The organism is Pseudomonas sp. P9_2, assembly GCF_034008255.1.
GTDB classification, from domain to species: domain Bacteria; phylum Pseudomonadota; class Gammaproteobacteria; order Pseudomonadales; family Pseudomonadaceae; genus Aquipseudomonas; species Aquipseudomonas synxantha_A.
Window position 1 is genome coordinate 177,870 of the sequence record NZ_CP125376.1, and the last position, 13,399, is coordinate 191,268.

Below are 13,399 nucleotides of genomic sequence, written 5' to 3' on the forward strand. Positions count from 1 at the left end.
CTTATATGAACAACGCCCTTAACCAGTTGCAGCCCTACCCCTTCGAGAAACTGCGCGCCCTGCTCGGCAGCGTGACGCCGAACCCGGACAAACGCCCGATTGCACTGTCCATCGGCGAACCCAAGCACAAGTCCCCGACCTTTGTCGCCGAGGCGCTGAGCAACAACCTCGACCAGATGGCGGTGTATCCCACCACGCTTGGCACCCCTGCCCTGCGTGAAGCCATCGGCGCCTGGTGCGAACGCCGCTTCAATGTGCCCAAGGGCTGGTTGGACCCGGCGCGTAACATCCTGCCGGTCAACGGCACCCGTGAAGCCCTGTTCGCCTTCACCCAGACCGTGGTCAACCGTGGCGACGATGCGCTGGTGGTCAGTCCCAACCCGTTTTACCAAATCTACGAAGGCGCCGCGTTCCTGGCCGGGGCCAAGCCGCATTACCTGCCGTGCCTGGATAGCAATGGCTTCAACCCGGACTTCGACGCCGTCTCCCCCGACATCTGGAAACGTTGCCAAATCCTGTTCCTGTGCTCCCCAGGCAACCCGACCGGCGCGCTGATTCCCGTCGACACACTGAAAAAACTCATCGCCCTGGCCGACGAATACGACTTCGTGATCGCCGCCGACGAATGCTACAGCGAACTCTACTTCGACGAACAAACCCCACCGCCCGGCCTGCTCAGCGCCTGCGTCGAACTGGGGCGCCGGGATTTCAAACGCTGTGTGGTGTTCCATAGCCTGTCCAAGCGCTCCAACCTGCCAGGCCTGCGCTCAGGTTTCGTGGCCGGCGACGCCGACATCCTCAAGGCCTTTTTGCTGTACCGCACCTACCATGGTTGCGCGATGCCGGTGCAGACCCAGCTAGCCAGTATCGCTGCCTGGCAGGACGAGGCCCATGTACTGGCCAACCGTGACCTGTACCGCGAGAAGTTCGATGCGGTGCTGGCGATCCTCAAACCGGTGCTGGATGTACAAAGCCCGGACGGTGGGTTCTACCTGTGGCCGAATGTGAATGGCGACGACGCCGCCTTCTGCCGCGATTTGTTCGTGGAAGAACACGTGACCGTGGTGCCGGGCTCGTACCTGTCACGGGAAGTGGATGGCTTCAATCCGGGTGCCGGCCGTGTGCGCCTGGCACTGGTTGCGCCGTTGGCCGAATGTGTGGAAGCGGCTGAGCGGATTCGCGCTTTTATTCAGCGTCGCGGCTAAAGGCTCGCGGGTCACTTCATGTGACCCAAATTTGCCTCGCTCATATCCAATTCCGCCAACACCTCCCTCAATACGTCATCACCAATCTGGTGGTGACGGCTCAAGCTGTACAACTCCAGCCGTTGCGCACGCAGAGCCTTGAGCCGCAGCTTGCGTTCAAGCAGGTCCATCTGGTGCGCCAGCGCCTGGGCTTCAGCCGAATCGTTGAAGACTTCCAACTGATGGCGATATTCCGACATCAGCCGGGCCTTGAGTTCGGTAGCCAATGCCGCCTGGGCGGCGTCCGGCGTTTCGGCGTCGGCAGGCTCTTCGGCCTCAAGGGCATGGATTGCAGCCACGGCGGTCTTTTTCCAGGCCTCGCGCACTTCGTTGTGGCGTTTTTCATCCGGGCTTTTTTCGACGCCGCGTAACAGCAGCGGCAGCGCGATGCACGCAGCGACCAGCGATAACAGGATCACACCGGCCGCGATGAAAATCAGCAAGTCACGCTCCGGAAAGTCCTGCCCTGGCGCCAGCAGCAGGGGCACCGACATGACACCTGCCAACGTCACCGCACCGCGGACACCGCCGACGGTCAGCAACCAGCAGGAGCGCGCCGTCGGCACCAGGGTCAGCGCGCTTTTGCCACGCAGCCTGCGCAGCAACCCCGACAGCCGCCAGATGCTCTGCACCCAGATAAACCGCAGCACCACCAGCACCAGAAAGATCGCCACCACGTCCAGGCAGCGGTACAACAGGGTCGGCCACAGGGTGGTTTCGTGGCTGACCACAGCCTTGATGATGTCCGGCAGTTGCAAGCCCAGCAGCAGGAAGATCAAGCCATTGAAGGCAAACTCCAGCAGCGACCAGACGCTGCGGTTGAGCAAACGCGTACTGGTCTGGCGCGGCAGCAGGTCGAGCCAGCTCTGCATCATGCCCGCCGCCACCGCCGACAAAATGCCCGAAGCGCCCAGGCGCTCAGCCAACACGTAGGCAGCAAAGGGCAACAACAGCATGAACACCACATGGGTCGCGGGGTCATCCCAGCCCCGTGCAATCATCCACGCGCGCAGACGGCCGACCAGCCAGCTCAACGCTACCCCGACCGCCAAGCCGCCCACGGCGACCAATACAAAGGTCAGGCTGGCATCCGCCAGGGAAAACACCCCGGTCAACGCCGCCGCCAGGGCAAACTTGAAGGTCACCAGGCCTGACGCGTCATTCATCAGCGCCTCGCCTTGAAGCATGTGCATCAGCGGTTTAGGCAAGCGATTCTGAGAAATGGCCGACACCGCCACGGCATCCGTCGGGGATAAAACCGCCGCAAGGGCAAAGGCCACCGGCAAGGGGATCGAGGGCAGCAACCAATGAATGAAGTAGCCGGCGCCGACCACGGTAAACAGCACCAGGCCCACCGCCAATGTCAGAATCGGGCCACGTAGGCGCCACAGTTCGCGCTTGGGCATGCGCCAGCCATCGGAAAACAACAGCGGCGGCAGGAACAGAAACAGGAACAGCTCCGGGTCCAACGCCACATGCAGCCCCAATGTGGGCCAGGCCAGCAAGGCGCCGGCGGCAATCTGTACCAAGGGCAACGGTAGCGGGATGATGCGTCCGACCAGACGCGAAAAGCTGACCAGCATCAGCAGGATAAGAACAGTGTAGGCGGTTTGCATAACGCGGATTTCCCGGACAATCGACTTGCAACGACACATCAGGCAACAACTGGCCGTTGAAGTGCCATATTACCCCGCTATGTTACTCGCCTATGCCGCGCACCGGCTTTTGCACAAAAGTCGCAGGATGCTGACGGGCGGCGCCGAAACCGGCTGGTCGTGGCATAATCCGTGATCTTTCATTTTTCATTGGTCCAAAGGGGGGCAATTCCTTGACCGCTTCAAGCAAAACCCTGCACCTTTTCGGCATCAAAGCCTGCGACACCATGAAAAAGGCGCGCACCTGGCTCGATGAGCACGCGCTGAGCTACGAGTTCCATGACTACAAAACGGCCGGTATCGACCGTGAACACTTGACCCAATGGTGCAACGAGCACGGTTGGCAGGTGGTTTTGAACCGTGCGGGCACCACCTTTCGCAAACTCGAAGACGAACGCAAAGCCGATCTCGATCAGTCGAAAGCCATTGAACTGATGCTCGCACAACCCTCGATGATCAAGCGCCCGGTGCTTGATCTCGGTGACAGAACCCTGATTGGCTTCAAGCCAGATAGTTATTCGGCGGCCCTCAAGTAGGCCAGCCTTCCATTTTTGTAGAGGTAACAGCATGTCCAATTCCCTGTTCAGCCTGGGCTTCGGCGTCGGCACTCAGAACCGCCAAGGTGCTTGGCTGGAAGTGTTTTACGCACAACCGTTGCTCAACCCGTCAGCCGAGATCGTTGCCGCCATTGCGCCGATCCTGGGTTACACCGAGGGCAACCAGGCGATCACGTTCACCATCAGCCAAGCGCTGCAACTGGCAGATGCACTCAAGAACGTCGACGCCACCCAAGCCGCGCTGCTGAATCGCCTGGCTGAAAGCCACACCCCACTGGTTGCCACACTGCTGGCCGAAGACGCCGCGCTGACCTCCACGCCAGAGGCCTACCTCAAGCTGCACTTGCTGTCCCATCGCCTGGTCAAGCCTCACGGCCTGAACCTGGCAGGCGTGTTCCCGCAGTTGCCGAACGTGGCCTGGACCAGCCAGGGCGCCATCGACATCGCCGAACTCGCCGAGCGCCAGCTCGAAGCGCGTCTGCGTGGCGAGCTGCTGGAAGTGTTCTCGGTGGACAAGTTCCCGAAAATGACCGACTACGTGGTACCGGCCGGCGTACGCATCGCTGACGCTGCGCGTATCCGCCTGGGCGCCTACGTGGGCGAAGGCACTACCGTGATGCACGAAGGCTTCGTCAACTTCAACGCCGGCACCGAAGGCCCGGGCATGATCGAAGGCCGTGTATCGGCAGGCGTGTTCGTCGGCAAGGGTTCGGACCTGGGCGGCGGCTGCTCTACCATGGGCACCCTGTCGGGCGGCGGCAATATCGTGATCAAGGTAGGCGAAGACTGCCTGATCGGCGCCAACGCCGGCACCGGTATCCCGTTGGGCGACCGCAACACCGTGGAGTCGGGCCTGTACATCACCGCCGGCACCAAGGTTGCGGTGCTTGACGAGCAGAACCAGTTGGTCAAGGTGGTCAAGGCGCGCGAGTTGGCCGGTCAACCGGATCTGCTGTTCCGTCGCAATTCCGAGACCGGTGCCGTGGAGTGCAAAACCCACAAATCGGCCATCGAACTGAACGAAGCGCTGCACGCTCACAACTAAGCAGCCACTCGATGCCACTAGCGGGCCGCACCTTCGGGTGCGGTTCGCTTATACGAGTCTTGATCACCATGCTTGTGCCCTCCCCCTGGCGCGCCGATTTCCCGGCCATCGCCACCCTGCAAAGGCAAGACCAGACCTATCTGGACAGCGCCGCCACCGCGCAAAAACCCCAGGCCCTGCTGGATGCCATCAGCCATTACTACGCCAATGGCGCAGCCAATGTGCACCGCGCCCAGCATTTGCCGGGAGCCCATGCGACCCAAGCCTTTGAGGACAGTCGCAGCAAGGTCGCGCAGTGGTTGAATGCAGGCGACAGCGGGCAGGTCGTGTTCACCCACGGCGCAACCTCTGCGCTGAACCTCTTGGCCTATGGCCTTGAGCACCTATTCAATGCGGGCGATGAGATAGCCATCAGCGCCCTGGAACACCACGCCAACCTGTTGCCCTGGCAACAATTGGCCAAACGGCGTGCGCTGACGCTGGTGGTATTGCCCCTGGACGATGACGGTGTGATCGACCTGCAAGCCGCCGCATCATTGATCGGCCCGCGCACGCGCCTGCTGGCGGTGAGCCAGTTGTCCAACGTGCTGGGCACCTGGCAGCCGCTGGAAGCGCTACTGACGCTGGCCCAGGCAAACGCTGCCCTGACTGTTGTGGATGGCGCCCAAGGCATCGTGCATGGTCGCCACGACGTACAGGCCCTGGGCTGCGATTTCTACGTATTTTCCAGCCACAAGCTCTACGGCCCGGACGGCGTCGGCGTGCTGTTCGGTCGCAACGCTGCCCTGCATCACCTGCGCCACTGGCAGTTTGGCGGCGAGATGGTGCAGCAGGCAGATTATCAAGGCGCCAGCTTCCGCCCAGCCCCACTGGGGTTCGAAGCCGGCACGCCGCCCATTGCCGGCGTGATCGGCCTGGGTGCCGCCCTGGATTACCTGAGCTCACTGGATCAGCACGCCGTGACTGCCCATGAAGCGGCACTGCACGACTACCTGCTGCGCGGGCTGAAAGCTCGCAATGGCGTACGCGTCCTGGGGTCACCTCACGTGGCGTTGGTCAGCTTCGTGGTGGACGGCGTACATAATGCTGACCTCGCCCATCTCCTGACCGAACAAGGTATTGCCGTGCGCGCCGGGCATCATTGTGCAATGCCGCTGCTCAAGGCCATGCACTTACCCGGCGCCATTCGAGTGTCCCTGGCGCTGTACAACGATTCCGATGACCTGGAGCGCTTCTTTGAAGCGTTGGACCAGGCGCTGGATATGTTGCGATGAGCTTGCCAGTGGACGCGATGGCTGCGCTGCAGGCATTCCAGGCTGTCGGCGGTTGGGAGCAGCGCGCGCGGATGCTGATGCAATGGGGCGAGCGACTGCCCGCGTTGGCGGATGATGAAAAGGTCGACGCCAACCTGGTGCAAGGCTGTGAAAGCCTGGTGTGGTTGGTGGGGCGTTTGCAGGACGGCCATTGGCAGTTTGCTGCCAGCAGCGAGGCGCGAATGATTCGCGGGTTGGTGGCGCTGTTGCTGGCGCGGGTCAATGGGTTGTCGGCTGATGAACTGCAAGCGGTGGATTTGCCGGGTTGGTTTGCACAACTGGGTCTGTCCCGGCAGCTGTCACCATCGCGCACCAACGGCTTGAATGCAGTCCTGCAACGTATGCGCGAACTAAGCCATACACACAACTGAATGTGGGAGGGGGCTTGCTCCCGCTGGCGGCGTATCAGCCACCAGATCTATCAATCTGACACTCCAACTTGATAGCAACCGACGGTAACCACGATGCGAAGCGAGCCGCTCTTGATCTTGATCTTGATCTTAGGCGCCCCGTTAAACCACGCTGGCCGTAATTCGACAGGGATTTGGGGGGTAAACCGGCAGGGATGCCGGTTTAGCCGCCCCGCGCCATGGATGGCGCGTGGCGGCGGCCCCCCAAATCCATGGCGGATTACGGGCACACCGAGCCTGAGCGAGGTGCCGAGTGGTGGGGCAAGAGCGTTTTGCTTACTTTTGCGCTGTTCAAAAGTGAGCCGCCGTAAGGGCGGAACCCATAGCAGCCGTTACCCAAATAACGGATATGTACTCGGTCTGATCCAACATCCTGGTCGGCCCTGAGGCCGCCATCGGGAGCAAGCCCCCTCCCACATCTTGAACGGTGTAAAGCTCTGAGACTCAGAGGGGCTTGACCCGCTCCGAAGGTCTGCGCACCCCAGCCACAATCTTGTCCACCGCCTTGGTCGCCGCCACCATCCCGAAGGTAGCCGTCACCATCATCACCGCGCCAAACCCGCCCGCGCAGTCCAACTTTACGCCGTCGCCAACAAAACTCTTCTGCAAACAGATGCTGCCGTCCGGCTTCGGATAGCGCAGTTGCTCGGTGGAAAACACGCACGGCACGCTGTAATGACGGGTGACGGTGCGCGAGAAACCGTAGTCGCGGCGCAGGGTGGAGCGCACCTTCGAGGCCAGCGGGTCATTGAAGGTGCGGTTCAGGTCGCACACCTGGATCAACGTCGGGTCAATCTGCCCGCCAGCGCCGCCGGTGGTGATGATCTGGATCTTGCGGCGCTTGCACCAGGCAATCAGCGCCGCCTTGGCGTTGACGGCGTCGATGCAGTCGATCACGCAGTCGATGTTCGGGGTGATGTACTCCGCCATGGTGTCGCGGGTGACGAAATCCGCCACGGCATGCACGGTGCAATCCGGGTTGATGCCGCGAAGGCGCTCGGCCATCACTTCGACCTTGGGCTTGCCCACGGTGCTGTCCAGGGCGTGCAACTGGCGGTTGCTGTTACTCACGCAGACATCGTCCAGGTCAAACAGCGAAATCTCGCCCACCCCGCAACGGGCGATCGCTTCCGCCGCCCAGGAGCCCACGCCGCCGACGCCGACAATCGCCACATGGGCCGCTTTCAAGCGTTCCAGCCCTTCGATGCCGTACAAGCGGGCGACGCCTGCAAACCGCGGATCTTCTGTACTCATGATCATTACCCCAAAAACCGGCGCGCATTATGGACTACAGCGCGACAAGTTCGAAGCTTCCAGCTACAAGTAAAGAACTTAGGTGGACTTTCGCAGACTAACGTCCGGCTTTTCTCTGTCTGCTATACGCTCAGGGAAAGGCCGGTGTAGGATGCGCGCCGTTCGGCGTAGGCCGACACCTCTTTTCGTTCCGCACCTTTTGGAACCCGACATAACCATGGCATCGCGTAAATTTGGACTCAACCTGGTGATCGTGCTGGCCATCGCCGCGCTGTTCACCGGTTTCTGGGCGCTGATCAACCGCCCGGTCACCGCTCCCAACTGGCCTGAACAGATCTCCGGGTTTTCCTACTCGCCGTTCCAGCAAGGCCAGTACCCGCAGAAGAATCAGTTTCCGACTGAAGAGCAGATGCGTCAGGACCTTGCGATCATGAGCAAGCTGACGGACAACATCCGTACCTACTCGGTCGATGGCTCCCTGGGCGAAATCCCCAAGCTGGCCGAAGAGTTCGGACTGCGCGTGACCCTGGGGATCTGGATCAGCCCGGACCTTGAACGCAACGAGCGTGAAATCCAGCGTGCCATCGAGATCGCCAATAACTCGCGCAGTGTCGTGCGCGTGGTGGTCGGCAACGAAGCCTTGTTCCGTGACGAAATCACCCCTGAAGCGCTGATTGTGTTGCTGGACCGCGTGCGCGCTGCCGTGAAAGTGCCGGTGACCACTTCCGAGCAATGGCACATCTGGGAAAAGAACCCGCAACTGGCCAAGCACGTCGACCTGATCGCCGCGCACATCCTGCCGTTCTGGGAGTACATCCCGATGGACAAGGCCGGCCAGTACGTACTCGACCGTGCCAAGGATCTGAAGAAAGCCTTCCCGAAAAAGCCGCTGCTGCTGTCGGAAGTTGGCTGGCCGAGTAACGGCCGTATGCGCGGTGGTAATGAATCGTCGCCGGCTGACCAGGCCATTTACCTGCGCACGCTGGTAAACAAGCTTAACCGCCAGGGTTACAACTACTTCGTGATCGAGGCCTTCGATCAGCCGTGGAAAGTCAGTGACGAAGGCTCGGCAGGTGCTTACTGGGGCGTGTTCAACGCCGCGCGCCAGCAGAAATTCAATTTTGAAGGCCCGGTCGTTGCTATCCCGCAATGGCGGGTGCTGGCCATCGGCTCGGTGGTGCTTGCACTGCTGTCCCTGACCCTGTTGATGATCGACGGCTCGGCGCTGCGCCAGCGGGGCCGGACCTTCCTGACCTTTATTGCGTTTCTGTGCGGGTCGGTGCTGGTATGGATCGGCTACGACTACAGCCAGCAATACAGCACCTGGTTCAGCCTGATAGTCGGCGTGTTGCTGGCCCTCGGTGCTCTTGGCGTATTTATCGTGTTGCTGACCGAAGCCCACGAACTGGCGGAAGCGGTATGGACCCACAAGCGCCGGCGTGAATTCCTGCCGGTAGAAGGCGATTCGGACTACCGTCCGAAAGTGTCGATCCACGTGCCGTGCTACAACGAGCCACCGGAGATGGTCAAACAGACCCTCGACGCCCTGGCTGCCCTCGACTATCCGGACTACGAAGTCCTGATCATCGACAACAACACCAAGGACCCGGCGGTATGGGAACCGGTGCGCGACTACTGCGAAACCCTGGGCCCGCGCTTCAAGTTTTTCCACGTCGCACCCCTGGCTGGTTTCAAGGGGGGCGCGTTGAATTATCTGATCCCGCACACCGCCAAGGATGCCGAAGTGATCGCGGTGATCGACTCGGACTACTGCGTGTCACCCAACTGGCTCAAGCACATGGTGCCGCACTTCGCCGATCCGAAAATCGCCGTGGTGCAGTCGCCCCAGGATTACCGCGACCAGAACGAAAGCACCTTCAAGAAGCTCTGCTACGCCGAATACAAAGGCTTCTTCCATATCGGCATGGTTACCCGCAACGACCGTGACGCGATCATCCAGCACGGCACCATGACCATGACCCGTCGCTCGGTGCTTGAGGAACTGGGCTGGGCCGACTGGTGCATCTGTGAAGACGCCGAACTGGGCCTGCGCGTGTTCGAGAAAGGCTTGTCGGCAGCGTACTACCACGACAGCTACGGCAAGGGCCTGATGCCGGATACCTTTATCGACTTCAAGAAACAGCGTTTCCGCTGGGCCTATGGCGCGATCCAGATTATCAAGCGTCACACCGCCAGCCTGATACGTGGCAAAGACACCGAATTGACTCGCGGCCAGCGCTACCACTTCCTCGCGGGCTGGTTGCCGTGGGTAGCGGATGGCATGAACATCTTCTTTACCGTCGGCGCACTGTTGTGGTCGGCGGCGATGATCATCGTGCCGACACGGGTCGACCCGCCGTTGCTGATCTTCGCAATCCCGCCGTTGGCGTTGTTCGTGTTCAAGGTCGGCAAGATCATCTTCCTCTACCGTCGTGCCGTAGGGGTGAACTTGAAAGATGCGTTCTGCGCGGCCCTGGCCGGGTTGGCGTTGTCCCATACCATCGCCAAGGCGGTGTTGTATGGCTTCTTCACCACCAGCATTCCGTTCTTTCGCACGCCGAAAAACGCGGATAACCATGGCTTCTGGGTAGCGATCTCTGAAGCCCGCGAAGAAATGTTCATCATGCTGCTGCTGTGGGGCGCTGCGCTGGGGATCTACCTGGTGCAGGGCCTGCCAAGCAATGACATTCGCTTCTGGGTCGTGATGTTGCTGGTGCAGTCGCTGCCCTACGTGGCTGCGCTGATCATGGCGTTTCTGTCGTCGCTGCCGAAACCGGCGCCGAAGGCTGAGCCTGCCACGGCGGTGTAAAAACTTGCGCAATGCACTAAACGGCGGCCTCTGGCCGCCGTTTTGCTATAAGATAACGGCCCTTTTGTGAGACTTGGCCTGGCCCAATTCTATGTGGGAGCTGGCTTGCCTGCGATGCAGACGCCGCGGTCTGACAGGCACACCGCAGTGATGCTATCGCAGGCAAGCCAGCTCCCACATTGGAATTGCGTTGCTCCAGGCTCGATATTTCCACATTCGTCCTGCGCCCATCACACGCTTTCCGGAGTTTCCCCATGACGGCCCATGCCGACCTTTCGCCGACCCTTCAACTTGCCATCGACCTGATCCGTCGCCCCTCGGTCACGCCGATCGATGCCGATTGCCAGAAGCTGATGATGCAGCGCCTGGGCGACGCCGGTTTTGCGCTTGAACCGATGCGTATCGAAGACGTAGACAATTTCTGGGCCACCCACGGCAAGCACGAAGGCCCGGTGCTGTGCTTCGCCGGCCATACCGACGTGGTGCCGACCGGCCCGGTGCAGGCCTGGCAGAACGACCCCTTCGACGCCTTGATCGATGAAAACGGCATGCTTTGCGGCCGTGGCGCGGCAGACATGAAAGGCAGCCTGGCGGCGATGCTGGTGGCGGCGGAACGCTTTGTCACCGACTACCCGGACCACAAGGGTTCGGTCGCCTTCCTGATCACCAGCGACGAAGAAGGCCCGGCGCATCACGGCACCAAGGCCGTAATCGAACGCCTGGCTGCACGCAAGGAACGCCTGGACTGGTGTATCGTCGGCGAACCGTCGAGCACCACCCTGGTGGGCGATGTGGTCAAGAACGGCCGTCGCGGCTCCCTCGGCGCCACCTTGACCGTACGCGGCGTACAGGGCCACGTGGCTTACCCGCACCTGGCGAAGAACCCGATCCACCTGGCTGCGGCGGCCCTGGCCGAGTTGGCTGCCGAGCATTGGGATGACGGCAACGCCTTCTTCCCGCCGACCAGCTTCCAGATTTCCAACCTCAATTCCGGTACCGGCGCCACCAACGTGATCCCCGGCGACCTGACGGCGGTGTTCAACTTCCGCTTCTCGACCGAGTCCACCGTCGAGGGCCTGCAACAGCGGGTCGCGGCCATCCTGGATAAACATGGCCTGGACTGGCATGTGGATTGGGCGCTGTCGGGCCTGCCGTTCCTCACCGAGCCGGGCGCGCTGCTGGATGCGGTATCTGCCAGTATCAAGGCGATCACCGGGCGTGAGACCAAGGCGTCCACCAGTGGTGGTACTTCCGATGGGCGCTTTATCGCCACGCTGGGCACCCAGGTGGTCGAGCTGGGCCCGGTCAACGCGACCATCCACCAGGTCAACGAACGCATCCTGGCCAGCGACCTCGATGTGCTGACCGAAATCTATTACCAGACCCTGATCAAGTTGCTCGCCTGATGCTTGCCTGCCCCATTTGCAACGCACCGCTCAGCGCGGTGGACAATGGCGTAGCGTGCCCGGTCGGGCACCGTTTCGACCGTGCGCGCCAGGGCTACCTGAACCTGTTGCCGGTGCAGCACAAGAACAGCCGCGACCCGGGCGACAACCTGGCCATGGTCGAGGCACGCCGCGACTTCCTCAACGCCGGGCACTATGCCCCGGTGGCCAAGCGCCTGGCCGCACTGGCCGCCGAGCGCGCACCACAGCGCTGGGTCGACATTGGGTGTGGCGAGGGTTACTACACCGCGCAAATTGCCGAGGCGCTGCCCGACGCCGATGGCTATGCCCTGGATATATCCAAGGAGGCGGTCAAGCGCGCGTGCAAGCGCAACCCGGCGCTGACCTGGTTGATCGCCAGCATGGCCCGAGTACCCTTGGCCGATGCCAGCTGCCAGTTCCTCGCGAGCGTGTTCAGCCCGTTGGACTGGCAAGAAGCCAAGCGCCTGCTCAGCCCCGGCAGCGGCTTGATGAAGGTCGGCCCGACCAGCGGCCACTTGATGGAACTGCGCGAGCGCCTGTACGACGAAGTGCGCGAATACACCGACGATAAACACTTGGCCCTGGTGCCGGAGGGCATGAGCCTGGCGCACAGTGAAACCCTTGAGTTCACCCTGAGCCTGGCCGAGCCTGCCGACCGCGCCAACCTGCTGGCCATGACGCCTCATGGCTGGCGAGCCAGTGCCGAGCGCCGCGCCGAAGTGATCGAGGCGGCCGAGCCGCTGCAGGTCACGGTGTCGATGCGCTACGATTATTTCGTGCTTCAATAGCTGACTTTACAAATACCCGCGAATGGATTTTCGAATCCCGCAACGAGGAACATCCATGCGCCAACCCGATATCGAGATTTACCTGAAAGACGCCGACGTCGATCACAAGGCCATCGCCGCCTGGCTGGGCGCCGCCCTGGGCCCTTGCTCCGACTGGGTCCAGAGAGGCCAGACCTACAAGTGCAAAGCCGGCAGCGTGCCAGTTACCTGGCTACCCAAGGCTGTAGGCAAATGGAACAGCCTGTACCTGGAAAGCGACCAGACCCCGTGGGACGACGACATCGCCTGCGCCCGCGCCGCGTTTGCCGCATTGAATGTTGAAGTGCGCTGCGCACCGGGGACGTGGGTTGAGGAAGAAGGCGAGGAAAGTGCCGATACCTGGATTCGCATCAGCGCAGATGGTGAAGAGCAGATAACCTGGAAAACAGCCTGACAGTGGATTGCTAACCCAATCAATGTGGGAGCTGGCTTGCCTGCGATGCAGACACCTTGGTCTATCAGTCAGACCACAGTGATGCTATCGCAGGCAAGCCAGCTCCCACAGTTGATTGGGTTATCAAAACAAAGTTGTCACAGGCCGACCACATCCTCGGCCTGCAAGCCCTTCTCGCCCGTGACCACGGCGTATTCCACCTGCTGGCCTTCGGCCAACGAGCGGTGGCCTTCACCGCGAATGGCGCGGTAGTGCACAAACACGTCCTTGCCGTCTTCACGCTGGATAAAGCCGTAGCCCTTTGCATCGTTGAACCACTTCACATTGCCGGTTTCGCGCGTTGCCATCTGTTCACTCCCACTGGTTTTTTATTGTTGAGTCGCACGTATTGAACTGCCGAGTATAAGACAGGCTCAAAAACCATCAACTCAAGTTTACATCGCTGCTTTTTTGCCGATTTTCGG

General features: G+C 61.3%; 12 protein-coding genes. 9 read left to right on the plus strand and 3 right to left on the minus strand.

Annotated elements, in window-relative coordinates:
* Window positions 1-5: 5 nt before the first annotated feature.
* Complete coding sequence (gene dapC / locus QMK52_RS00810) at window positions 6-1,205, plus strand: succinyldiaminopimelate transaminase (RefSeq protein WP_005785704.1); 1,200 nt, start codon at window positions 6-8, stop codon at window positions 1,203-1,205.
* Window positions 1,206-1,216: 11 nt separating this feature from the next.
* Here the strand turns inward: dapC and QMK52_RS00815 are convergent, their stop codons facing one another.
* On the minus strand, window positions 1,217-2,860 hold the full coding sequence (locus tag QMK52_RS00815) for a Na+/H+ antiporter (protein ID WP_194440220.1): 1,644 nt from the start codon (window positions 2,858-2,860) through the stop codon (window positions 1,217-1,219).
* Between the two features lie 266 nt (window positions 2,861-3,126).
* On the opposite strand from QMK52_RS00815, the gene QMK52_RS00820 reads away from it, so the two are divergent.
* The 4 genes from QMK52_RS00820 (at window position 3,127) to QMK52_RS00835 (ending at window position 6,185) form a co-directional block, all read left to right on the plus strand.
* Entirely contained in the window at window positions 3,127-3,435 is a 309-nt protein-coding gene (locus QMK52_RS00820; RefSeq protein ID WP_241092152.1) for an arsenate reductase, read from the plus strand.
* A 31-nt stretch (window positions 3,436-3,466) separates the two neighbouring features.
* On the plus strand, window positions 3,467-4,501 hold the full coding sequence (dapD, locus tag QMK52_RS00825; RefSeq protein WP_005785563.1) for a 2,3,4,5-tetrahydropyridine-2,6-dicarboxylate N-succinyltransferase: 1,035 nt from the start codon (window positions 3,467-3,469) through the stop codon (window positions 4,499-4,501).
* Window positions 4,502-4,569: 68 nt separating this feature from the next.
* On the plus strand, window positions 4,570-5,775 hold the full coding sequence (locus QMK52_RS00830) for an aminotransferase class V-fold PLP-dependent enzyme (protein ID WP_005785561.1): 1,206 nt from the start codon (window positions 4,570-4,572) through the stop codon (window positions 5,773-5,775).
* Complete coding sequence (locus QMK52_RS00835) at window positions 5,772-6,185, plus strand: SufE family protein (RefSeq protein ID WP_005785559.1); 414 nt, start codon at window positions 5,772-5,774, stop codon at window positions 6,183-6,185. Before QMK52_RS00830 ends, QMK52_RS00835 begins: the two co-directional genes overlap by 4 nt.
* A 483-nt stretch (window positions 6,186-6,668) precedes the next feature.
* Here the strand turns inward: QMK52_RS00835 and tcdA are convergent, their stop codons facing one another.
* On the minus strand, window positions 6,669-7,478 hold the full coding sequence (gene tcdA, locus QMK52_RS00840) for a tRNA cyclic N6-threonylcarbamoyladenosine(37) synthase TcdA (protein ID WP_371920232.1): 810 nt from the start codon (window positions 7,476-7,478) through the stop codon (window positions 6,669-6,671).
* Between the two features lie 217 nt (window positions 7,479-7,695).
* Between tcdA and QMK52_RS00845 the strand changes: the two genes are divergently transcribed.
* The 4 genes from QMK52_RS00845 to QMK52_RS00860 all read left to right on the plus strand — a co-directional run bounded on the left by QMK52_RS00845 (window position 7,696) and on the right by QMK52_RS00860 (window position 12,935).
* Complete coding sequence (locus QMK52_RS00845) at window positions 7,696-10,287, plus strand: glycosyltransferase (protein WP_005785555.1); 2,592 nt, start codon at window positions 7,696-7,698, stop codon at window positions 10,285-10,287.
* A gap of 254 nt (window positions 10,288-10,541) precedes the next feature.
* Window positions 10,542-11,693, plus strand: coding sequence for a succinyl-diaminopimelate desuccinylase (gene dapE / locus QMK52_RS00850; RefSeq protein WP_005785553.1), 1,152 nt, complete (start codon window positions 10,542-10,544; stop codon window positions 11,691-11,693).
* The gene (locus QMK52_RS00855) at window positions 11,693-12,502 is read left to right on the plus strand and encodes a putative RNA methyltransferase (protein ID WP_005785551.1); all 810 of its coding nucleotides are present in this window, start codon (window positions 11,693-11,695) and stop codon (window positions 12,500-12,502) included. The genes dapE and QMK52_RS00855 overlap by 1 nt, the downstream gene beginning before the upstream one ends.
* 55 nt (window positions 12,503-12,557) lie before the next feature.
* Complete coding sequence (locus QMK52_RS00860) at window positions 12,558-12,935, plus strand: hypothetical protein (protein ID WP_005785549.1); 378 nt, start codon at window positions 12,558-12,560, stop codon at window positions 12,933-12,935.
* A 137-nt stretch (window positions 12,936-13,072) separates the two neighbouring features.
* Here QMK52_RS00860 and QMK52_RS00865 read toward each other — a convergent pair whose 3' ends face one another.
* Complete coding sequence (locus tag QMK52_RS00865; RefSeq protein ID WP_003219353.1) at window positions 13,073-13,282, minus strand: cold-shock protein; 210 nt, start codon at window positions 13,280-13,282, stop codon at window positions 13,073-13,075.
* Window positions 13,283-13,399 lie beyond the last annotated feature (117 nt).

Bases quoted from the DNA above. Each gene is read 5' to 3' on its own strand.
- QMK52_RS00815 (WP_194440220.1), bottom strand. From the start codon at position 2,860: ATGCAAACCGCCTACACTGTTCTTATCCTGCTGATGCTGGTCAGCTTT.
- QMK52_RS00855 (WP_005785551.1), top strand. From the start codon at position 11,693: ATGCTTGCCTGCCCCATTTGCAACGCACCGCTCAGCGCGGTGGACAAT.
- QMK52_RS00860 (WP_005785549.1), top strand. From the start codon at position 12,558: ATGCGCCAACCCGATATCGAGATTTACCTGAAAGACGCCGACGTCGAT.
- dapC (WP_005785704.1), top strand. From the start codon at position 6: ATGAACAACGCCCTTAACCAGTTGCAGCCCTACCCCTTCGAGAAACTG.
- QMK52_RS00865 (WP_003219353.1), bottom strand. From the start codon at position 13,282: ATGGCAACGCGCGAAACCGGCAATGTGAAGTGGTTCAACGATGCAAAG.
- dapD (WP_005785563.1), top strand. From the start codon at position 3,467: ATGTCCAATTCCCTGTTCAGCCTGGGCTTCGGCGTCGGCACTCAGAAC.
- QMK52_RS00835 (WP_005785559.1), top strand. From the start codon at position 5,772: ATGAGCTTGCCAGTGGACGCGATGGCTGCGCTGCAGGCATTCCAGGCT.
- dapE (WP_005785553.1), top strand. From the start codon at position 10,542: ATGACGGCCCATGCCGACCTTTCGCCGACCCTTCAACTTGCCATCGAC.
- QMK52_RS00820 (WP_241092152.1), top strand. From the start codon at position 3,127: ATGAAAAAGGCGCGCACCTGGCTCGATGAGCACGCGCTGAGCTACGAG.
- QMK52_RS00845 (WP_005785555.1), top strand. From the start codon at position 7,696: ATGGCATCGCGTAAATTTGGACTCAACCTGGTGATCGTGCTGGCCATC.
- QMK52_RS00830 (WP_005785561.1), top strand. From the start codon at position 4,570: ATGCTTGTGCCCTCCCCCTGGCGCGCCGATTTCCCGGCCATCGCCACC.
- tcdA (WP_371920232.1), bottom strand. From the start codon at position 7,478: ATGAGTACAGAAGATCCGCGGTTTGCAGGCGTCGCCCGCTTGTACGGC.